The 19,793-nt window shown below is 57.6% G+C and carries 16 protein-coding genes; 4 read left to right on the top strand and 12 right to left on the bottom strand.

Translation table 11 applies throughout. The annotated features are described in order from the left end of the window. The 4 genes from ACTIKR_RS14970 to ACTIKR_RS14955 all read right to left on the bottom strand — a co-directional run. A partial coding sequence (locus ACTIKR_RS14970; protein ID WP_442328242.1) for a glycosyltransferase N-terminal domain-containing protein occupies positions 1-305 on the bottom strand: 305 nt, incomplete at its 3' end. A 44-nt stretch (positions 306-349) separates the two neighbouring features. Next, on the bottom strand, positions 350-1,303 hold the full coding sequence (gene waaC, locus ACTIKR_RS14965) for a lipopolysaccharide heptosyltransferase I (RefSeq protein ID WP_193088362.1): 954 nt from the start codon (positions 1,301-1,303) through the stop codon (positions 350-352). A gap of 237 nt (positions 1,304-1,540) precedes the next feature. Then, complete coding sequence (locus tag ACTIKR_RS14960) at positions 1,541-2,350, bottom strand: endonuclease/exonuclease/phosphatase family protein (protein WP_193088363.1); 810 nt, start codon at positions 2,348-2,350, stop codon at positions 1,541-1,543. 9 nt (positions 2,351-2,359) lie between these two features. Continuing rightward, positions 2,360-3,001 (bottom strand): site-2 protease family protein, encoded by a 642-nt coding sequence (locus ACTIKR_RS14955; RefSeq protein ID WP_442328241.1) that lies wholly within the window; start codon positions 2,999-3,001, stop codon positions 2,360-2,362. Between the two features lie 352 nt (positions 3,002-3,353). Between ACTIKR_RS14955 and ypfJ the strand changes: the two genes are divergently transcribed. Both ypfJ and ACTIKR_RS14945 read left to right on the top strand, forming a co-directional pair. Further along, positions 3,354-4,226 carry a KPN_02809 family neutral zinc metallopeptidase gene (gene ypfJ, locus ACTIKR_RS14950; protein ID WP_442328240.1) on the top strand — a complete coding sequence of 291 codons (873 nt, stop codon included), beginning with the start codon at positions 3,354-3,356 and terminating at the stop codon, positions 4,224-4,226. A gap of 44 nt (positions 4,227-4,270) precedes the next feature. Continuing rightward, a complete protein-coding gene (locus ACTIKR_RS14945) occupies positions 4,271-4,567 on the top strand; it encodes a HigA family addiction module antitoxin (protein ID WP_442328239.1) in 297 nt (98 codons plus the stop codon). A 163-nt stretch (positions 4,568-4,730) separates the two neighbouring features. Here the strand turns inward: ACTIKR_RS14945 and ACTIKR_RS14940 are convergent, their stop codons facing one another. From ACTIKR_RS14940 to ACTIKR_RS14915, 6 genes are all read right to left on the bottom strand, one after another. Then, complete coding sequence (locus tag ACTIKR_RS14940; RefSeq protein WP_193088367.1) at positions 4,731-5,900, bottom strand: patatin-like phospholipase family protein; 1,170 nt, start codon at positions 5,898-5,900, stop codon at positions 4,731-4,733. A gap of 9 nt (positions 5,901-5,909) precedes the next feature. Next, on the bottom strand, positions 5,910-6,707 hold the full coding sequence (locus tag ACTIKR_RS14935; protein ID WP_193088368.1) for a 3-hydroxybutyrate dehydrogenase: 798 nt from the start codon (positions 6,705-6,707) through the stop codon (positions 5,910-5,912). 205 nt (positions 6,708-6,912) lie between these two features. Next, complete coding sequence (gene aspS / locus ACTIKR_RS14930) at positions 6,913-8,706, bottom strand: aspartate--tRNA ligase (RefSeq protein WP_193088369.1); 1,794 nt, start codon at positions 8,704-8,706, stop codon at positions 6,913-6,915. 88 nt (positions 8,707-8,794) lie between these two features. Further along, positions 8,795-9,079 (bottom strand): FmdB family zinc ribbon protein, encoded by a 285-nt coding sequence (locus ACTIKR_RS14925; protein WP_193088491.1) that lies wholly within the window; start codon positions 9,077-9,079, stop codon positions 8,795-8,797. A gap of 126 nt (positions 9,080-9,205) precedes the next feature. Next, positions 9,206-10,507, bottom strand: a complete 1,302-nt coding sequence (locus tag ACTIKR_RS14920) for a putative Na+/H+ antiporter (protein ID WP_193088370.1) — start codon at positions 10,505-10,507, stop codon at positions 9,206-9,208. Between the two features lie 111 nt (positions 10,508-10,618). Further along, complete coding sequence (locus ACTIKR_RS14915) at positions 10,619-11,119, bottom strand: GAF domain-containing protein (protein ID WP_193088371.1); 501 nt, start codon at positions 11,117-11,119, stop codon at positions 10,619-10,621. 286 nt (positions 11,120-11,405) lie between these two features. On the opposite strand from ACTIKR_RS14915, the gene ubiA reads away from it, so the two are divergent. Further along, positions 11,406-12,320, top strand: a complete 915-nt coding sequence (ubiA, locus tag ACTIKR_RS14910) for a 4-hydroxybenzoate octaprenyltransferase (RefSeq protein ID WP_193088372.1) — start codon at positions 11,406-11,408, stop codon at positions 12,318-12,320. A 368-nt stretch (positions 12,321-12,688) separates the two neighbouring features. Next, on the top strand, positions 12,689-16,513 hold the full coding sequence (gene putA / locus ACTIKR_RS14905) for a trifunctional transcriptional regulator/proline dehydrogenase/L-glutamate gamma-semialdehyde dehydrogenase (protein ID WP_442328238.1): 3,825 nt from the start codon (positions 12,689-12,691) through the stop codon (positions 16,511-16,513). Between the two features lie 128 nt (positions 16,514-16,641). Here the strand turns inward: putA and dctP are convergent, their stop codons facing one another. Together dctP and ACTIKR_RS14895 are read right to left on the bottom strand one after the other, a co-directional pair. Next, positions 16,642-17,799: a TRAP transporter substrate-binding protein DctP gene (dctP, locus tag ACTIKR_RS14900; protein ID WP_193088374.1), complete on the bottom strand. Its 1,158-nt coding sequence runs from the start codon at positions 17,797-17,799 to the stop codon at positions 16,642-16,644. A gap of 95 nt (positions 17,800-17,894) precedes the next feature. After that, positions 17,895-19,793 (bottom strand): hypothetical protein (locus ACTIKR_RS14895; protein ID WP_442328237.1); only part of this gene is annotated, 1,899 nt, incomplete at its 5' end.

The following is a 19,793-nucleotide window of genomic DNA, read 5'->3' as shown; positions in this document are numbered from 1 at the left end:
GTAAAATGCGTCAGCAGGACAGGCAACCCCTGGTCCAGCAGCGCCTGCACCAGCGGCTGGGCGGCCCGCGTCTCGCCCAGGCTGACGGCATGCACCCACACCGGCCGGGCAAAATCGAATACCGATTCGGCATAACCCTCGTCATCGTCATGCGGGCCGGCCTGCTGTCTTTCGGTATAACGGCCATATCGCTCGGGACCACGGATATCCCAAACGCCGCCAGCCTTGCGCGCGCGCCGTTGCAACCACCACAGCAGCAAGGGTGAGGCCATTCTTAGGGTTGCAGTATAAAAAAAGCGATTCATGTTCTGATTCTAGGTACCGGGACGGCCACAAGGAAGGATCACTGTCAGGCCTGCAAAGCCTGTTTCAGTTTTGACACCACCATATCTTGCGTTGGCGGCAGGCCCCGGTCGCCCAGGCTCGCAGTAAAGCCGGCGCCTTCCAGGGGCGTGCGCACCGGTGTAGAGGCGCTGTAGATACCGATAGTGGGACGACCAAGCGCCGCCGCCAGGTGCGTCAGACCGCTATCGAGACCGACCATAATTTTGCAGGCTGCCAACAGTTTAGCAACTTCGGTCAGGTTCATTCTGGGTAAAACTTCGGCATTATCGAAATCCCGTATAAGGGCGTGTGCCCTGGCCGTCTCTTTTTCGTTCCCGGCAAGCAGCTTCAGCCCCAACCCTGCCTGCTTGAGCAGACCAAAGACGACCAGCCAGTCCTGTTCGGGCCATAACTTGTCTTCTCGACTGGCCGACGGCATGATGACTGCATAATCCTGTATCGGCGTGTTATCGGTAAAGGACTGCAGACCGAAATCGGGATCCCCCGAGAAGGTATAACCCAGCGCAGCAGAGGCCAGCAGGCGCTGACGGCGCACCGCCGGCTGCCAGAATTCGACCTTATGGCGATCATGATAAAAAAGCGAGGCCAGCGACTCACGTGCCGAACGCCAGTCCAGGCCGTGGCGCCGACCTTTTGCCTGGCGCACAACCCAGGCCGATTTCATTAGCCCCTGCATGTCCAGCACAATATCGTAATCCCGCTTGTGCAGGTTCTGGGCGAAGGCTCGCCGTTCGCTGCAGGCCTGCCGCGAGAGCCATTGCTTGCGCCAGCGGCGGTGGGAAATGACAATCACCTCGTGCACGGCAGGATGCCAGGCAGGAATTTGCGCAAAATTTTCTTCCACGACCCAGTCGATTTGCGCACCAGGCACATGCCGATGAATGTCGGAGATGGCCGGTAGCATATGCACCAGATCTCCCAGGGAAGACGAGCGAACAATCAGGATTTTTTTTGTCATCGTAGCGATTTTCGTACTGTGACATGCCTGAAGGTCTGCCACGGGGTAACTGAGTGCAAACTCAATGGGCAAGCTGCGGCAGCCGCAACCTGCAGTTGCCAACGCCAGGCACGCCCTGAGTATTGGCCGCTATTGTAGCGAAGAATGAGGCGTTGCTGCACCCGGCTTTCGCAAAGCAAGCTGCGCCTGGGCGCAAAACCCGCAAATTGGGAGCAACCAGTGTCGGATGGATACATTTCAGGCCAGTTCCAGTTCGGCCAGGATCGGCGCATGGTCGGAAATGCGTGCCCAGGGCAGCCCCTTGAGCACCTGCGCCGACAGGATGGTAAAGCCGCGTTGATACATGCGATCCAGCCGCAGCCAGGGGAACATGGCCGGGAACGTACGCGGTGGCGCCAATTGATCCACTGCCATCAGGCCGCGACCGTCCATCATGCTACGCAATGACGTTTTCAGGCGCGGCAACTCGTTATCTATCCGCAGCGGACTGTTGGCGAACACCTCGTGCAGCCCCAGTTCGTGATCGAAATAAGGCGCCAGTTTCTCGTTCCAGTCGTTGAAATCGCCGGCCAGAATAAGCGGCTCATGATCCGGCACCAGCCGCTTGATGCGTTCGATGATGGCAACGGCCTGCCGGCCGCGACTGGCGGCAAACAGCCCCAGATGCGCGACAAAACAGTGAACCGTTTTGCCGTCGACTTCCACCCGTGCATGTAACACACCGCGCTGCTCCAGCCGATGGTCGGAAATATCCTCGTTTTCATGCTCCACAATGCGAAACCGGGAAAGCAATGCATTGCCGTGATCGGTGTCGGTGCGTACAGCATTGCAGCCATAACAGACATCCATCGACAAATGATTTGCCAGCATATCCTGCTGCGCGTGTAACGACTCGAACCGGCTGTTGCGGCCCTGCACTTCCTGCAGAAATACCAGATCAGCGCTCAGTTGTGTCAACCCGGACTGCAGATCGGCAAGCGACACGCGCTTGCCAAATGCTGACTTGCCTTTGTGGATGTTATAGCTGACAACTTTGAGTGTAGTCATGATTTATGCTTATCCGAACAGAAACAGACGCCCAAGCAGATCAAGCACCACACCGATGACCGGCAGCAGCACCACCTGCAACAGACCAAAGGCGATCAAGCCAAGCACAATGAAAAATCCGTAGGGCTCCAGCCGCTGATATGCAATGGCCCACCTCGTAGGCAGAAAGCCGGCGATGATGCGGCTGCCGTCCATGGGAGGAATAGGCAGCAGATTAAAGACCATCAGGAAGATATTGAGCGTAAAGCCGGCAATTGCCACCTTCCACCAGTAACTGTCCAGCAAACCAAAACCCAGCAACAGACGCGCCGTGATCACCCACAAGATCCCCATTAACAGATTGGCCAGGGGCCGAGCCAGCGCCAGCAGGATACTATCCCGCTTCGGGTTTGCAAATTGTGACTCGTTCACTGGAATCGGCTTGGGCCAGCCCACCACAAAACCCGGGTTGGCGGCGATCAGCAGCAACGGCACGAGAATGGTGCCGATGGGATCAATATGTTTGGCAGGATTAAGTGTAAGGCGGCCCAGCATGAGCGCCGTGCGATCGCCCAGCTTGTGGGCGACAAAGCCGCGTGCCGCTTCGGCAAGCGTAATGGCAAAAATCAGCGGAATGGCGTAAATGGTAATGGCACGAATAATGTCATTCATGATGGCGGCGCCCCTCACGGCAACGGACTGGCCGTTCGGCAACGATGGCCTGTAGCCAGGCCTGCCCGCTTCCACCATTCACACAACGATCGCCCGGAGAACCCGGTACGCCGACAACAACTTGATTCAACATATTTTTCATGACCCTATTTTAATCGTGAAAACCCACAAAAGAATGACAACCGGGTACCCCATGCGATTTCAGCTGCGCTGCAGATCTTGCATTCGGTTACGTGATTTGCCGCAATTTACCCGGTGATCCCGTATAAAATCGGGGCGCAGTCATATAATTTCAAAGAAAAAAACAACCTGCCTGTCTCATTGTCGGTGGGTTTGCAACAGAGGGATCAAGATGCGATTAGACGATCAGGAACAAAGCAGCAATGTGGAAGACCGCCGTGGATCCGGCGGCTCTGGCCGTGGCCGTGGCATGCGGCTGGGTGGGGGCAAGATCGGCATCGGCACGATCGTCGTTGCACTGGCCGCCTGGTATTTCCTGGGCATCAATCCGATGACCATTCTGGGCGGTGACGATATCCAGCAGGAACCCGCCGGGCAGTCACAACAGGCCGGCGGGCCGGTTGCCGATGACCAGGACAAAGTATTTATGTCCAAGGTGCTCAAGACCACCGAAACTGTCTGGTCTGGCATCTTCAAGCAAAATGGCGGCACGTATCAGAATCCGGCACTGGTGCTCTACTCCGGCGCCACCCGCTCCGCCTGCGGCGTTGGTCAGGCCGCGATGGGGCCGTTTTATTGTCCCGAAGATCGCAAGGTGTATATGGACATGAGCTTCTTTCATCAGATGGGCGCGCAAATGGGGGTTCAGGGTGACTTTGCGCAGGGCTATGTGCTGGCTCATGAAGTTGGGCATCATGTACAGAATCTGCTGGGCGTCATGGACAAAATGGCCCAGGCGCGTAGTTCAATGAACGAGCGCCAGGCCAACGATCTGTCGGTGCGCGTCGAACTGCAGGCAGACTGCTTTGCAGGTATCTGGGCGCATGAACTGCAGAAAGAAGGCACTATTATTGAAGACGGCGACATTGAGGAAGCCATGAACGCCGCCGCAGCGGTTGGCGACGATCATATCCAGAAGCAGGCTCAGGGCTATGTAGTGCCCGACTCCTTTACGCACGGCTCTTCAGAGCAGCGCATGAGCTGGTTCAAGCGCGGCCTGGCCGGCGGCGATATGAAACAGTGCAATACGTTTGCGCAGCAGTAAGGACGGGATGAATCGAATATCTGGACGATCCTAAGGAGTAGCATATGAACGCGCTTAATCATCCTCATCCTGGCCTCATTCTGCGTGAAGACGTCATTGTTCCATTGGGTCTAACAGTAGGCGATGCCGTCGAAAAATTAGGCATGTCTCGAACTGCATTTTCACGTGTGATCAATGCAAAGGCGGGGATTAGCCCCGATTTGGCAATCAGGCTGGAAACGGCCGGCATCAGTTCCGCCCGCTTCTGGATTGCCTTACAAGCTGAATACGATCTTGAAAAAGCCAAGCAGCATAAGCAGCCAAAAGTTGCCCGTTTAATGGTTAAACCGGCGCTGACCTGACTGAAAAACTGCTAAGGAACGCCTATGCGCATGACTCGGCAATACATCAATTTCTCATGAAAAGCCGACGATTTCGTTTGTCCGTTAGCGCCTCCCCCTATAAAACCCAAACCGGGGTCTGCACGGAGTCAATCGCCCTTATTTGCCCAAACACTCGCCCTGCTCAGAACTTTCTCTTGCGCGCCGCTTCGCCTTGATTGCGATGAATATCATGTGTCACAAATGAAATATCATTATCGGGCATGGCAAGATAGTCGGGGTGCGATAGCGTACTGCGAATGTCCTTAAGCCCGGATTTCCAGTGATCGCGCATGGCACTTACGCCGAACTGATAATCTTTGTTGAACGACTCGTACTCGCGATCGCGGTAAATAAGTTGAATCACATTGCAGTGCTTGCTGTCGGCGATCGCCCGGGCCATATCCAGTGTTTCCGCGTCCAGCGTATGCTTGTCTGGTAACTGCTCAAGCACTTTGGCCATGACCGAACGCATGCGTTGCGTGCGTGCCCATTGATTGGTGACGAGCCGGGTACGGCTGGAGAACTGGATTTCCTTGACCCGGTCATAGACCTGCAGCATATTGTCTGGCAAATGCCCGCGGGCGCTCCATAAGTCCACCTGGAAGACCAGTGTGTCGGCGTTCACTTGCGCATCCAGCACATAGCCCAGCGGTGTGTTGGACATGATCCCGCCGTCCCAGTAATACTCGCCATCGATCAGAACCGGCGCGAAGGCCGGCGGCAATGCGCCGGAAGCCATGAAGTGCGCCGGTGTCAGACGGTGCCTGTCGTTGCAGAAATAGGTGAAGTTGCCGGTGCGCACATTCACAGCGCCGACCGATACGTTCAGGTGCCCATGGTTGATCAGGTCAAAATCACACAGCCGTTCAAGCGTCTCGCGCAATGGCGTCATGTCATAAAAACCGGTATGCTCAATGCTGCCTTTCGCATACAACGAGGGTGGCGGAAAGCGCGGCGTGAAAAAGCCTTTTTGCCCGTCCATCATGGCAGACATGCCATACATGGCCGATAGGCTGCTGCGGGTCAGGTCATTGAACCGGAACAGGCTTTGTTCCAGCCACGGCATCAGCCCAAAACCATTATTGGACTGGCAGATGGTATCCCAGAACTCATGGAGCCGTTGCGCGCGTTTGCCCGGCGGGTTTCCGGCAATGATGGCGGTGTTAAGCGCGCCAATGGAGATGCCGGAAATCCAGTTGGGCTCTATTTCGGCCTGCTCCAGGCCTTCAAATACGCCGGCCTGGTAGGCGCCAAGCGCCCCACCACCTTGTAAAACCAGCGCAATCCGTTCGTACTCGGGTAACTGAACCATAAATATGCTCTACTGCATGAACCAGCCGTGGCTGACCACGACCGATTGACCGGTAAGCGCGTTATTGGGAAACGCGGCCAGAAACAGGGCCGTCTGGGCGATATCCTGCGGCGTCGTAAATTCGCCATCCACTGTCCCCGCCAGCATCACGTTCTTGATCACCTCTTCTTCCGAAATACCCAATTCCTTGGCCTGTTCAGGAATCTGTTTTTCCACGATGGGCGTGCGTACAAAGCCAGGGCAGATCACATGCGAGCGCACATTGTGGGCAGCGCCCTCTTTGGCCAACACCCGGGCCAGCCCCAGCAAGCCGTGCTTGGCGGTCACATAAGGCGCTTTCAGTTTTGAGGCCTCATGAGAATGCACCGATCCCATATAAATAACAACGCCTTTTTTTGCCTTGTACATATGCTGCAGGGCCGCCTTGGTGGTCAGGAATGCACCATCCAAATGAATGGCCAGCATCTTTTTCCACTTTGCAAATTCGAACTTGTCGATAGACTCGATGGTCTGGATGCCTGCATTTGACACCAAAATGTCCAGCGCGCCAAAGTGCGCGACAAGATCGTCCACGCCCTTGTTGACCTGCGCTTCGTCGGTCACGTCCATGGCAATCCCGAAGGCTTTTCCACCCGCAGCATTAATTTGCTCTGCCACCTCGTTGGCGCCGTCCAGATTCAGGTCTGCAATGCCCACTGCGGCACCGGCCTTGGCATACGTTTCGGCAATTTCCTTGCCCAGGCCGCTGGCCGCGCCGGTAACCAATGCCACTTTGCCGGCGAGTGAGGTTTGTACTTCGGTTGTCATTACATCTCTCCTGAAATTTCAATGAGCGGGTGGCGGGTACGCGCCCGAAGACAGGCCCTTGCCACTGGCGAGTAAACAAATAGGAACGGAACACCAGAATAACAAAATTATAGGCCCACTGATTCGGTTACGCAGTAGCGCAACACATACATGCCGCAAATGGACGAAAAAAAAGCCAGAATCCGATTCTGGCTTTTTCTCTGGCTTATTCGACGACTGTTTTATTACGCAAACGAATATGCAGCTCACGCAATTGCTTTTCATCGACTGGCGATGGCGCCTGCGTAAGCAGACACTGCGCCCGTTGTGTTTTGGGAAAAGCAATCACGTCACGGATGGACTCGGCGCCAGCCATCATGGTCACCAGGCGATCCAGCCCCAGGGCCAGGCCGCCATGCGGAGGCGCGCCGTACTGCAGCGCATCCAGCAGGAAGCCGAATTTGGCGCGTGCCTCTTCATCGCTGATGTTCAGGGCACGGAATACCTTGCTTTGCACTTCTTCGCGATGGATACGGACTGAACCGCCGCCGATTTCCCAGCCGTTGAGCACCAGATCATACGCCTTGGCGTAAGCCTTGGATGGATCAGTGGTGAGAAAATCCTCGTGACCATCTTTCGGGCTGGTAAAGGGATGGTGCGCGGCGAAATATCGTCCCTCTTGCTCGTCATACTCGAACATCGGGAAATCAACCACCCACAACGGCTTCCAGCTGTCTTCGAACAGGCCGGTGGATTTGGCAAAGTCACTGTGGCCCAGCTTGACACGCAAGGCGCCCATGGCGTCGTTCACGACTTTGGCCTTGTCGGCGCCAAAGAAAATGATATCGCCGGCGGCAGCGCCCGAACGTTGCAGGATTTCATTGATCGCGGCGTCGTGCAGGTTTTTCACGATCGGCGACTGCAGGCCTTCGCGACCCTTGGCCGGGTCGTTGACCTTGATCCATGCCAGGCCCCTTGCACCGTAGATGCTGACAAACTGGGTGTAGTCGTCAATTTCCTTGCGTGACAACTCGGCACCACCCGGTACGCGCAATGCGACAACACGTCCGCCCGGCTGGACCGCAGCGGCAGAGAACACCTTGAAGTCAACGTCTTTCATCACGTCGGTCAGTTCAGTAAACTCCAACTTGACGCGCATGTCCGGCTTGTCGGACCCGAAACGGCGCATGGCTTCGTCCCAGCCCATGATCGGGAAGCGTGCATCCAGGTCCACGTTCTGCACCTGCTTGAACACATGGCGCACCATGCCTTCAAAAATTTCACGAATCTCTTCTTCGTTCAGGAACGAGGTTTCGCAATCGATCTGTGTGAATTCAGGCTGGCGATCGGCGCGCAGGTCCTCATCGCGGAAACATTTGACGATCTGATAGTAACGATCAAAGCCGGCCACCATCAGCATTTGCTTGAACAGCTGGGGCGACTGTGGCAGGGCAAAGAACTGCCCATCATGCACCCGTGATGGCACCAGATAATCGCGGGCGCCTTCGGGTGTGCTTTTGGTCAGCATGGGTGTTTCGATATCGATAAAGCCAAGCCCGTCCAGGAACTTGCGCACTTCGATGGAAACCCGATAGCGCAGCATCAGGTTGCGCTGCATTTGCGGGCGGCGCAAGTCCAGTACGCGATGCGTCAGGCGGGTCGTTTCAGACAGGTTTTCGTCATCAAGCTGAAACGGCGGTGTGACGGAGGCATTGAGCACTTCGACTTCGCGGCACAGTACTTCAATTTCACCCGAGACCAGCTCCTTGTTGGAGGTGCCTTCGGGGCGGCGGCGCACCAGACCGGTAATACGGATGCAGTATTCGTTACGGATTTCTTCCGCTATTGCAAAGGCCTGCGCATTGTCGGGATCGAAAACGATCTGTGCAATGCCTTCGCGGTCACGCAGATCAATAAAAATCACGCCGCCATGATCGCGGCGACGGTGCACCCAGCCGAAAAGGGTGACAGTTTGATCCAGCTGATCAAGGCTGACTTGACCGGTGTAGCAGGTACGCATGAAAAATGCTCCGAAATTCTTTGATTTTGTGTAAATGCTTGAAGCGGCACAGGCCAGAGGCACTGCGCCGCCGCTGGCAGACGGCAAATTATGCAGCGCTGCCTTCAGATGAGGATGGGGTCGGCGCGGCCGCGCTCTGACCGGCACTGCCCGTGTCGGACTTGGCCGCAGCGTTGCCGGCGCCATTGCTGCCGCCGCGGAAATCGGTTACATACCAGCCAGAGCCCTTGAGCTGAAAACCGGCAGCAGTAACCTGCTTGGAAAACGTGCTTTGACCACACTCGGGACAAGTGGTCAGCGGCGCATCGGACATTTTTTGCAGCACATCCTTGGCATGGCCGCAGGCGCTGCATTTATATGCATAAATAGGCACAACGAACTCGCAAAAAAACAGGGTGAAAAGAGATACAAACCCGAACGGGGCGACCCAAAAAATGGGGCGCATTCGGGAATGCATATAGGGACTTATCCCCAAAGTAACCTCTTATTTTATCGCAATTTACAGACCTGTATTTCCCAGAAGTTGCACCGGCAGCAAAAACATGGCCGCGGCCACCAGTGTCGGAACCAGCGCCGCCAGCAACAAGTATTTGGGCGAGATCGCCTCATCGGGAAAACACCCCTTGAGGATGGAAAACCCGGCCGGATTGGGCGCATTGGCAATCACGGTCAGACCACCGCCGGTCACCGCGCCGGCAACCAGCATATAGCGCCAGACCTCGTTGGTGCCCTCCACCAGCGAGCCCAGATACGTTAATGCTGCGTTATCGGTAATTGCCGTCAATGCCGTTGCACCCCAGTACAGCAACGCGGGCGACAGCCCTGCCAGCAAATCCTGCAGCCACCATTGCTGCAACCCGCCCAGCACAATAAGCCCCGCCAGAAAGAACGCCACCATGAGCGCCTCTTTGATCATCAGCTTGTCCTGATAGTGTTCGTAGGCCGAGCAATAACCCACAAACAGCATCATCAACCCGATGAACACGGCCGGATGGTGGGCGAAAATCACAATACTGGCCAGAAATGCCAGATGAATCAGAATGACGAACCAGGGCACCGGCGCACGTTCGTCACTATTGGTCCGGGTCTGTTCATTGGCATGCTCGCCGGCGACCACCAATTCCTTGCGCATCAGAAAGGTAAGCGCACTGGCATTGATCACCACCGCAATCGCTGCCTTCCAGCCGAAATGGGTTGCCATGTACGCAGAATCCCAGCCAAATGAGCTGGCCACCATCAGCACTGGCGGGGCAGCATAGGACGTAAGCACCCCACCGATGGAAATATTGACGAACAGCACGCCCACGGCCATGTATTTGAACCGGGTATGGCTGCTGTGATCAAAGAATGCACGCTTGAGCAACAAGGCGGCCAGCGTCATCGCAGCCGGTTCGGTAATAAACGACCCGGCCAGCGGGACCAGTGTCAGGGTCAGAAAAAAGGTGGCGATAGAGGTCTGCAGGGGCAGCACGCGGGCCAGATAGCGCACCGTTGTGCCGACCATCACCAGAATAGGCCGGCTGGCGGCAACGACCATGATCGCAAATACGAACAGCGGCTCGGTAAAGTTTCGGCTGTCCATATACTTGACCGCGCTCTCGAGCCCGCCGGTCACGCCCATGAAGATGATCAGAATGGACGCCCATAAGCCGAATACCGCCTCGACCTCCGAAAAAACATGCCACAAGCCCGAGTGCGGCCCGCCCTCATGTGCTTTTCTGGCAAAAAACGGCACCGAAAAGGTGTGCACAATGGCAATCGCAAACAGTACCGTTGCGATCAACTCGATCATGTCCGGCATGATTATCCTTTATTTGTCACTAACGAAATGGGGGGATTTTACGGACATCCCCATGATGATTTCAATCGAAACACAGACAAATAAGGGTTTATCTGTGCACGATCAGGCAGATTACACCCTGGCGCCAACGTAGGCATCCAGCCATACCTGGCAGAGCGCCTGCATACCGGCTTTGTCCTCTTGGGTAAAACGGTCAGGCTTGGGACTGTCCACATCCCAAACGCCGATCAGCTTATCATCCCTGAACAAGGGAATGACAATTTCCGAACGGGACGCCGCATCGCAGGCAATATGGCCCGGAAAGGCAAATACATCAGGCACCAGCTGGGCTTGGCCGGTCGCGGCCGCCGTGCCGCATACGCCTTGTCCCATTGCAATACGTACGCAGGCAATCTTCCCCTGGAAAGGCCCCAGCACCAACTGGCTGCCATCATGAAAATAAAAGCCGGCCCAGTTCAGATCGGGTACGGTGTGATACACCAGCGCCGCCAGATTAGCCGCATTGGCAATATGGCTGGGTTCGCCGTCAAACAGCGAGCGCGCCTGGGCAACCAGTGTGTCGTACATGGCTGGCACCGACTCAAAGCCGGAAGAATGATCGAAACTGAACATAATCGGTCTTGGATAGAGTGAGCACCGCAGTTGTGCAAAGACAGACCCAAAGCGAGGCGCCCACGCACAACAAGCGGCGATATTGACTGGCAGGCTTGATTGACAAAAACCATACCGCGGGACTCCGATTGTATCCACAAACCCGGTCCTGGCAGCAAAAACCACTGCCAGCTTCGCAGGAAATTGCGTCATACCCGCCGCGCGGCCCCCTTGGCTGGCAAAACCTTTAAAATCGCTCTTTCAGTATCAAATACGCCGCGAACCCTTGCGACACTTAGCACATACCATGGCCAGCACTCACTCTGATCTTAACGACATTCGCCACAACGACTGGGTGGAACATTATCTGCCCACCGCCTGGCGTCCGTACGCGCGGCTTTGCCGGCTGGACCGTCCTGTTGGCACCTGGCTCACGTTGCTGCCGTGCATCGCGGCGCTGATCCAGGCCCAGCACGGCATGCCCACGCTGCTGCGCTTTGTGGTTTTCTGCCTGGGTGCCTTGCTCATGCGCAGTGTGGGCTGCACCGTCAATGACATCTGTGATCGCAACTTCGACAAGCATGTAGAGCGCACCCGCTTTCGCCCATTGACCAGCGGCCAGATCTCGCTCAAACAGGCCATTATCTTTCTGTTCGCGCAACTGATGGTGGCCGCCCTGCTGCTGTTTTTCATCAATACCTACAGCCGCTGGCTGGCTGTGGCCCTGGTGCCGCTGGTTTTCATCTACCCGTTGTGCAAGCGCTTTACCTATTGGCCGCAATTGGTGCTGGGCGTCGCTTTCAATTGGGGAATGCTGATGGCCTGGTCTGATACCACCAATAGCGTACCGCTGGCTGCCGTTCTTATGTGGATGGGGGCGGTCACGTGGCAGATCGGCTATGACACCATCTATGCCTATACCGACATGAAGGACGATGAACAGCTGGGGCTGCGATCCACCGCGCTTCGCTTCAGGAACCAGGGACTGGCCTGGCTTATCGGATTTTACGCCGCCACTGTTATCTTGTGGACCCTGCCCGGCATCATGCTGGGGTTCGGCTGGCTGTATTATGTATTCATGCTGGCTATTGCCCTGCATTTTTACTGGCAATTGTCTACCTTTGATATACAAAATCCGGGCCGCAGCTTTACGCTGTTTCGCGCCAACATCTGGACCGGCAGCCTGCTGGTAGCCGGCTCGCTAGGCGGCACGCTGCTGTAAGCACAAAATGTGGTGCACGCTCGTGCGACTGCGACGGTCGGCATCGGCTGGCCGACCCGCATTGCGGGCGATTGCACCCAAGACATAAATGGCATTCGTTGCGCCATATTGGATCGCATGCGCACGCCCAGGCTTGCTTGCGGGCACATACGAAAGCCAGCTGGCAACGGCGACATTGTCGCCAAACCCACCCCACGCTCAAGCAAGCCACCCGCCTGCGGTTAACCTGATTTTCCATCAAACCAATATCAACAAATAATTCAATAAATCCAAAGGTTAACCTAAAAATAAAGGGTTAACCCTAATATTAATTTAGCCACAGATTCGGTACGCTCAGCGTCATCACCCGAACCAGACTTGAGTTGCATATGGCTACGACTACTACACTAGGCATCAAGGTCGATACCGACCTGAAAAACCGCCTTCAATATCACGCAGACAAATTGAACTGTACCCCGCACTGGCTGCACAAACAGGCCCTGATTACGTATCTGGAACAGATCGAACGCGGCCTGACGCCCGACGAGCTTCGGCATCTGGCGCCGGCCGCCACAGACAATGACGGCGCCGTGACCTATCAGCAGGACAGCCGCAAGCCGCCTTTCTACGCGTTCGGCCAGGACGTGCAGCCGCAATCGGTGTTGCGCGCCGCCATCACTTCGGCATATCGCCGGCCCGAGCCCGAATGCGTGCCATTGCTGCTGGAACAGGCCGCATTGGTCAAGCCCGAACAGACACGGGAACTGGCGCTCAAACTGGTCAAGTCGCTCAAAGAAAAAAGCCCCGGCGGCGGTGTCGAAGGCCTGATCCATGAATTTGCCCTATCCAGCCAGGAAGGCGTCGCACTCATGTGCCTGGCCGAAGCGCTGTTGCGCATCCCGGACCGCGCCACGCGCGATGCGCTTATCCGCGACAAAATCAGTCATGGCGACTGGAAATCGCATATGGGCAGCTCTCCCTCCCTGTTCGTCAACGCCGCCACCTGGGGGCTTATGCTCACAGGCAGACTGGTGGCCGTCAATAGCGAGCAGAACCTGTCCAAAGCCCTGACGCGCATGATTGCAAAAGGCGGCGAGCCGCTTATCAGGCAGGGCGTGAACATGGCCATGCGCATGATGGGCGAACAATTTGTATCGGGCCAGACTATTTCGTCGGCCCTGGCCAACAGCCGCAAATTCGAGGCCGAGGGCTTTCGCTACAGTTACGATATGCTGGGCGAAGCTGCCACCACGGCGGCCGACGCACAGCGTTATTATGAATCATACGAACAGGCGATTCATGCCATCGGCAAAGCCTCCGGCGGGCGGGGCATTTATGAAGGGCCGGGCATTTCCATCAAACTGTCCGCCCTGCACCCACGGTACTCGCGCGCCCAGCGCGACCGCATCATGAGCGAACTGCTGCCGCGCCTGGTTGCGCTGACGCGTCTGGCCCGCTCCTACGATGTAGGCCTGAACATCGACGCCGAAGAGGCCGACCGGCTTGAACTCTCGCTGGATTTGCTGGAAGCGCTTTGTGCAACGCGTGAATTCGAAGGCTGGAATGGCATTGGGTTTGTGATCCAGACCTATCAGAAACGCGCCCCTCATGTGATTGATTATATTATTGATCTGGGTCGCCGCACCCGCCACCGCCTGATGATCCGACTGGTCAAGGGCGCCTACTGGGACACCGAAATCAAACGCGCGCAACTGGATGGCCTGGAAGGCTATCCGGTGTATACCCGCAAGGTCTACACCGATGTCTCCTACCTGGCTTGTGCCCGCAAACTGCTGTCGGCGCCCGATGCCGTGTACCCGCAATTTGCCACGCACAATGCGCAAACGCTGGCTGCCATTTATCACCTGGCAGGAAACAATTACTACCCAGGCCAGTATGAATTTCAGTGCCTGCATGGCATGGGTGAACCACTGTATTCCGAAGTGGTCGGCAGCAAGAAGCTGAATCGTCCCTGCCGTATTTATGCACCCGTTGGCACACACGAAACGCTGCTGGCCTATCTGGTGCGACGCCTGCTGGAAAACGGCGCCAATACGTCATTTGTCAATCAGATCGGCGACGATAACATTGATATCAATACACTGGTTGCCAATCCGATCGAGGTGGCCAGCGCCATAACGCCGCTGGGCGCGCCGCACGAGAAAATTGCGCTGCCGCGCGATTTGTACAGCACCGATGGCAAACCCGGCAGACGCAATTCCAGCGGTCTGGACCTGAGCAACGAGCATCGCCTGGGCTCTCTTGCCGCGGCGCTACTCAATGGCGCCACCCAGCCCTGGCTGGCCGCACCCACGCTGTACAACGCCGACAGCAGCGAAAGCGACACCGCAAACCGCAAGCCTATGCTCAATCCAGCCGACCATCGCGATGTGGTCGGGCAAGTGATTGAAGCGAGTACGCAGGATGTGGACCAGGCCATGGCTGCAGCCACCACGATGGCGCCTATCTGGCAAGCCACGCCCATCGAAGACCGGGCCAATGCCCTGCGCCGTGCCGCGCAGTTGCTGGAGTCGCGCATGCAGCCATTGCTTGGCCTGATCGTGCGCGAAGCCGGTAAATCGCTGCCCAACGCCATTGCCGAGGTGCGCGAAGCCGTAGACTTCCTGCGCTATTATGCCGATCAGATCGAAGACAACTTCAATGAAGACCATCATCGTCCACTGGGACCGGTGCTGTGCATCAGCCCCTGGAACTTCCCGCTGGCAATCTTCACCGGGCAGGTCAGCGCCGCGCTGGCAGCCGGAAACACCGTACTGGCCAAACCGGCCGAGCAGACCCCATTGATTGCGGCGCAGGCCGTGGCCATCCTGCATGAAGCCGGCATCCCCAAAGAAGCGGTACAGCTGCTGCCAGGCGCGGGCGAAACCGTAGGCGATCAGCTCGTGTCGCACCCGGACATTCGCGGCGTGATGTTTACCGGCTCCACCGAAGTGGCGCGCATTATTGCCGGCAAGCTGGCCGGCCGCCTGGACAACCACGGCCACCCGATCCCGCTGATTGCCGAGACCGGGGGCCAGAACGCCCTGATCGTAGACTCCTCTGCCCTGGCAGAACAGGTTGTCTACGACGTGCTCAACTCCGCGTTTGATTCTGCCGGTCAGCGCTGCTCTGCCCTGCGGGTGCTGTGTATTCAGGAAGATGCTGCCGATCACGTACTGACCATGATCAAGGGCGCCATGAAGGAATTGTCGGTAGGCTGCCCCGATCTGCTGTCTACCGATGTGGGTCCGGTCATCGACGCGCAGGCGCGCCAGATCATCGAGCGCCATATACTCAAAATGCGCCAGTCAGGACATGCGGTGGAACAGCTGCCAATGGACGCGTCCACCGAAAAAGGCACTTTTGTCTCACCGGCAATTATCGAGCTCAATGACATCAGCGAGCTTGAGCGCGAAGTATTCGGCCCCGTACTGCACGTGGTGCGCTACAAACGGCCAGAGCTGGATGCACTGGTCGACAAAATCAATGCGACCGGCTATGGCCTGACATTCGGCATCCATTCGCGCATCGATGAGACCATCGCCCGCGTCAGCAACCGTATCCATGCCGGCAATATTTATGTCAACCGTAATATCGTGGGCGCCGTGGTAGGGGTTCAACCTTTCGGCGGCCAGGGTCTGTCGGGAACCGGCCCCAAAGCGGGCGGCCCCCTGTACCTGTATCGCCTGCTGTCGCAGGGCAATGACGATATGCCAAGAGGCATTGATCTGCCGGGCCTCAATCCTGCCGGCACGCTCTTGCCCGGCCCCACCGGAGAGACCAATGTCTATCGCCTTGTGCCCCGGGGTACGGTGCTGGCCTGGCCTGCCTCGGCTGAAGGCGCACGCCTGCAGCTGGAGCAAATTCTTGAAACCGGCAACCAGGCCTTGTTTGTGGACACACCTTCGGTACGGGGCTGGATCGGCGCAATCGCAAATGCAGACAACCGGCAGCGCATTGAGTTTATTGCCGAAGAGCGGATCGATGACGCGGTCCTGGATGCGGCACTGTTCGAAGGCGATGGCGATACCCTGCGCCGCTTGAACTTGCAACTGGCCGCAAAAAAAGGGCCGATTGTTATTGCCCAGGGCCTGCAAACCGATGAAATTACACATAGGCATCGCTATGCCATCAGCGGCCTGGTGCACGAACAAAGCATCAGCACCAATACCGCTGCGGCTGGCGGCAATGCAAGCCTGATGACGATCGCTTAGTGGTTGCAGGGGGCCTGGATCAGCGGGTACAAACCGTCACGCCCGCTGCGCCGGGCAAGGGAACTGCCTTTGGGTCCGGCGCACCATTTTTCCTTTGGAGATTCTGCCTTGGAGACGTTGCCCAGGCGTTAGCGGCCAGTATCGGTAGCGGTGGGCGTGCTCTGCCCCGCCTTATCCAGTTCGGCGCCGCTTGCAGCCGGGGCGGCCTCATCAACAGGGGGCGGCTCGGGATTCGGTGAAGCCGGTACGGCAGATGCCGGGACTGCTGCCGGATCACTGGCCGGCGGCAATTTCGGTCCGCGTTTGATATCGGCGTTGGCGATGGTGATCAGATCCTGCCCGATTCTCTCGGACCAATTCTGCAGCACGCCGGATGCGGCATTTTTGAATGCCGCCCTCTGCTGATTAGTCAACCGCGTCACTTGTACACCGGCCTGCTCCAGTTGGCCAACCGTTTCATCCACTGCCTGGGTTGCAGCCTGCGACGTCAGAATCGGCGCGGTTTCGCTGATGGCCTGCTCGGCTGCTGCGCGCACTTGTTGCTGGTCTTCACGCGACCAGTTATTCCAGACATTTTTATTGACTGCAATAAAAATTGGCTCTGCCGGATAATTCCACACCGTCAGGTATTTCTGGCCCATTTCATTGAACTTGAAGCCGGTAAATACCGAGAGCGGATTATCCTGGCCATCAATGGCCTTTTTCTGCAACGCATCGGGCACCCCTGTCAGATTCAGCTGCACCGGCGCTGCGCCCAGGGCCTTGAAAAAGTCCATGAACAGCGGCAAACCAATCACACGAATACGCATACCCTTCAAGTCGGCAGGCGCCTGCACAGGTCGCAGCGCATTACTTAGCTGACGATAGCCCGATGAGCCCCAGGCCAGGGTCACAATACCCGCCTTGTCCATATTGTCCCGTACCAGGTTGCCCAGGTCGCCACGAATCAATGCCGCAGTCCCGTCAATATCGGGAACAAAAAAGGGAAGAGAAAATATCGACAGCGCGCGAAACTGGCTTGACCAGTTGCTGGCCGAAGCAACAGCCATATCGGCCACCCCCTGGCGCACCGCCGTCGCTTCACGGGTCTGCTCGCCTTTGACCAGCGACGCGTTGGGATACATGCGGATATTTACACGCCCTTCGGTTTTTTCCGCCACCAGCTCGCGCCAGCGTTTGGCGGTGCGCCCGATGGCAATCCGCTCATCGGATACAAAGGAAAGCGAATACTCGGGCTTATAGCCACCCGCGCTTTGTGCCGAGGCCGGGCCAGCATGCAGCAGCAAGAATGCAGCACAGGCTCCAGGAAGCAAAAACCTGCACAATACTACCCTTTTCATTCCGTGAACATCCGTATTAGTGATTGATCGTACCTCGCATGTTACTGGAATTGGTGTACAACGGTGATATTTTCACCGGCCTTGACGGTAATCACCCGGACATAACGCGGCAAATCCCCGTTTGTAATCATCACATTATAGGTGCCGGGAGCCAACTGCACACTGCGAAATGGCGGGCTGGCGCCGCGAGATCGTCCGTTGATGAACACATTGCCCCACGGCCGTATCACAAAGGAAACCGTACCTTTTGAGGTACTGCGTGTAGCGCCTGCGCTTCGCTCGGCACGTGCCTCGGCAGCACGTCGGCGTTCACGCTCTTTTTTCAGGCGCGCATCTTGCTGGCGGGCTTTCTCCAGCGCCGCCTGCTCTTTGGCCTGATTCGCTTCCTCTTCGCGCGCAGCATCAGCCGCTTTCATTTCAACGGACTCGTTTATGCCCGAAGCCGGTGCAGCGCTTTGCGCCGTGGATGTTTGGTCCGCAGCAGCGGCGCTGGCGGGACTCGTTGCCGCCTGATTGTCCGTGACCGCATTGGTATTGGCAGTGTTATTGGCTGCAGTTTCGGCCCCGGTAGCCGCTGGCGTGCCGCTTTCTGTTGGCACCTCTGCACCAGCAGCCGGACTGGTGCTGCCAGCAGCGGCGGAGGGTGTCTCCTGGACAAACGTACTGGTGCGTCCCGACAGTGCGCCCTGTGTGGCTGTCTCGGGCGCTGCCGGTGTACTCGCAGCAGTATCCCCAGCCGTACCTGCTGCAGGCGCTGCCGATGAAGGTTGTTGGCTTGCCGCAGCCAGACGCGCCTCTTCTGCCTTGGTTGCTTCTTCGATGCGTCGAGCTTCCTGCTCACGACGTGCCTGCTCTGCAGTGGCCTGGTCGTTGGCAACAGCGCTATCCGCAGCCCCTGGCATCTGCGCAGCGGTCCCGCCGGTGGCGCTCAGCGTATTGCTTTGCTCCGTGGGCATGGGGCTGGCGCCCGTTGCCGACGGTGCAGTGGCCGCGGTCGCTGCAGCCGACTGCGCATTGCCTGGGCCGGAAGCCGGCTCGTTAGCGGCAGGCGGTGTGCTCGCCTCCGTTTGCGCCGAATCGGTCACCGGTGCAGTATTGCTGATGGCCGGGTCCTGACCCGCAGCTTCACCCGTCGGCGCGGCTGCCGGCGAAGACTGTCCTGCCGCACCCGATGCGGCTGTGCTCTCGGCATTACCGGCATCTGTTGATGCAGCATTATCCGCAGCTGTGGCCGCATCGGTTGCCGGCGCAGCCTCAGAAGGTGACTGCGATGTGTCAGAGGAAGGTTCGCCAGCCTGGTCGGCCGTCGCCGATGGGGTTGCAGTGGCGGCGGGCGCCTGCGGCGTTGCCGGTTCAGTAGAGGTCGCCACCGGGGGCGTGTCGGCCTCTTTTTGACCCCCAAAACCGAAATAGGCGCCTGCTGCGATGGCAGCCAACACAAGGGCAATCAGCAGCACCGGCGCATTCTTTTTTTCCTCCCGGGGTGGCGCAGGGGCAGCAGGTCCGCCGCCCCCGGGGGCGTCCGGCGGAGAACCGGACACGCCGCCGCTGTCTGTCTCTCTTGCCGCTGCCCCATGACTACCCGCCACGGCTTTTTGCTCGCCAGCGCCTGCGTCTGTCGGCGCGTCCGATGTTGCAGTCACGTTGCCAGCCGCAGCAGTGTCGGTCGCTGCAGCCGCTTGATGATCGGCACTACCCTGTTCACTTGCCAGATGAGCCGCACCCGCCGCACCGGCTACGCCGGTAGTACCCATGGCGGCCAGTCTGGCGCGTTCACTTTCATCGTGATGAGGCTGCGTTTCGTTTGCCCCCGCGCTCGTGGATGTAGCAGCATCGCGGCGCGACTGGCTTTGCGCCTGTTCTGCTCTGGCTTGTTCTGCCCTGACTTGTTCTGCCCTGACTTGTTCTGCCCTGACTTGTTCTGCCCTGACTTGTTCTGC

Source organism: Advenella sp. (assembly GCF_052108595.1).
Classification (GTDB): domain Bacteria; phylum Pseudomonadota; class Gammaproteobacteria; order Burkholderiales; family Burkholderiaceae_B; genus Advenella.
The sequence above is the reverse complement of the archived record's forward strand: the minus strand, read 5'-3'. Positions and strand labels throughout refer to the sequence as shown.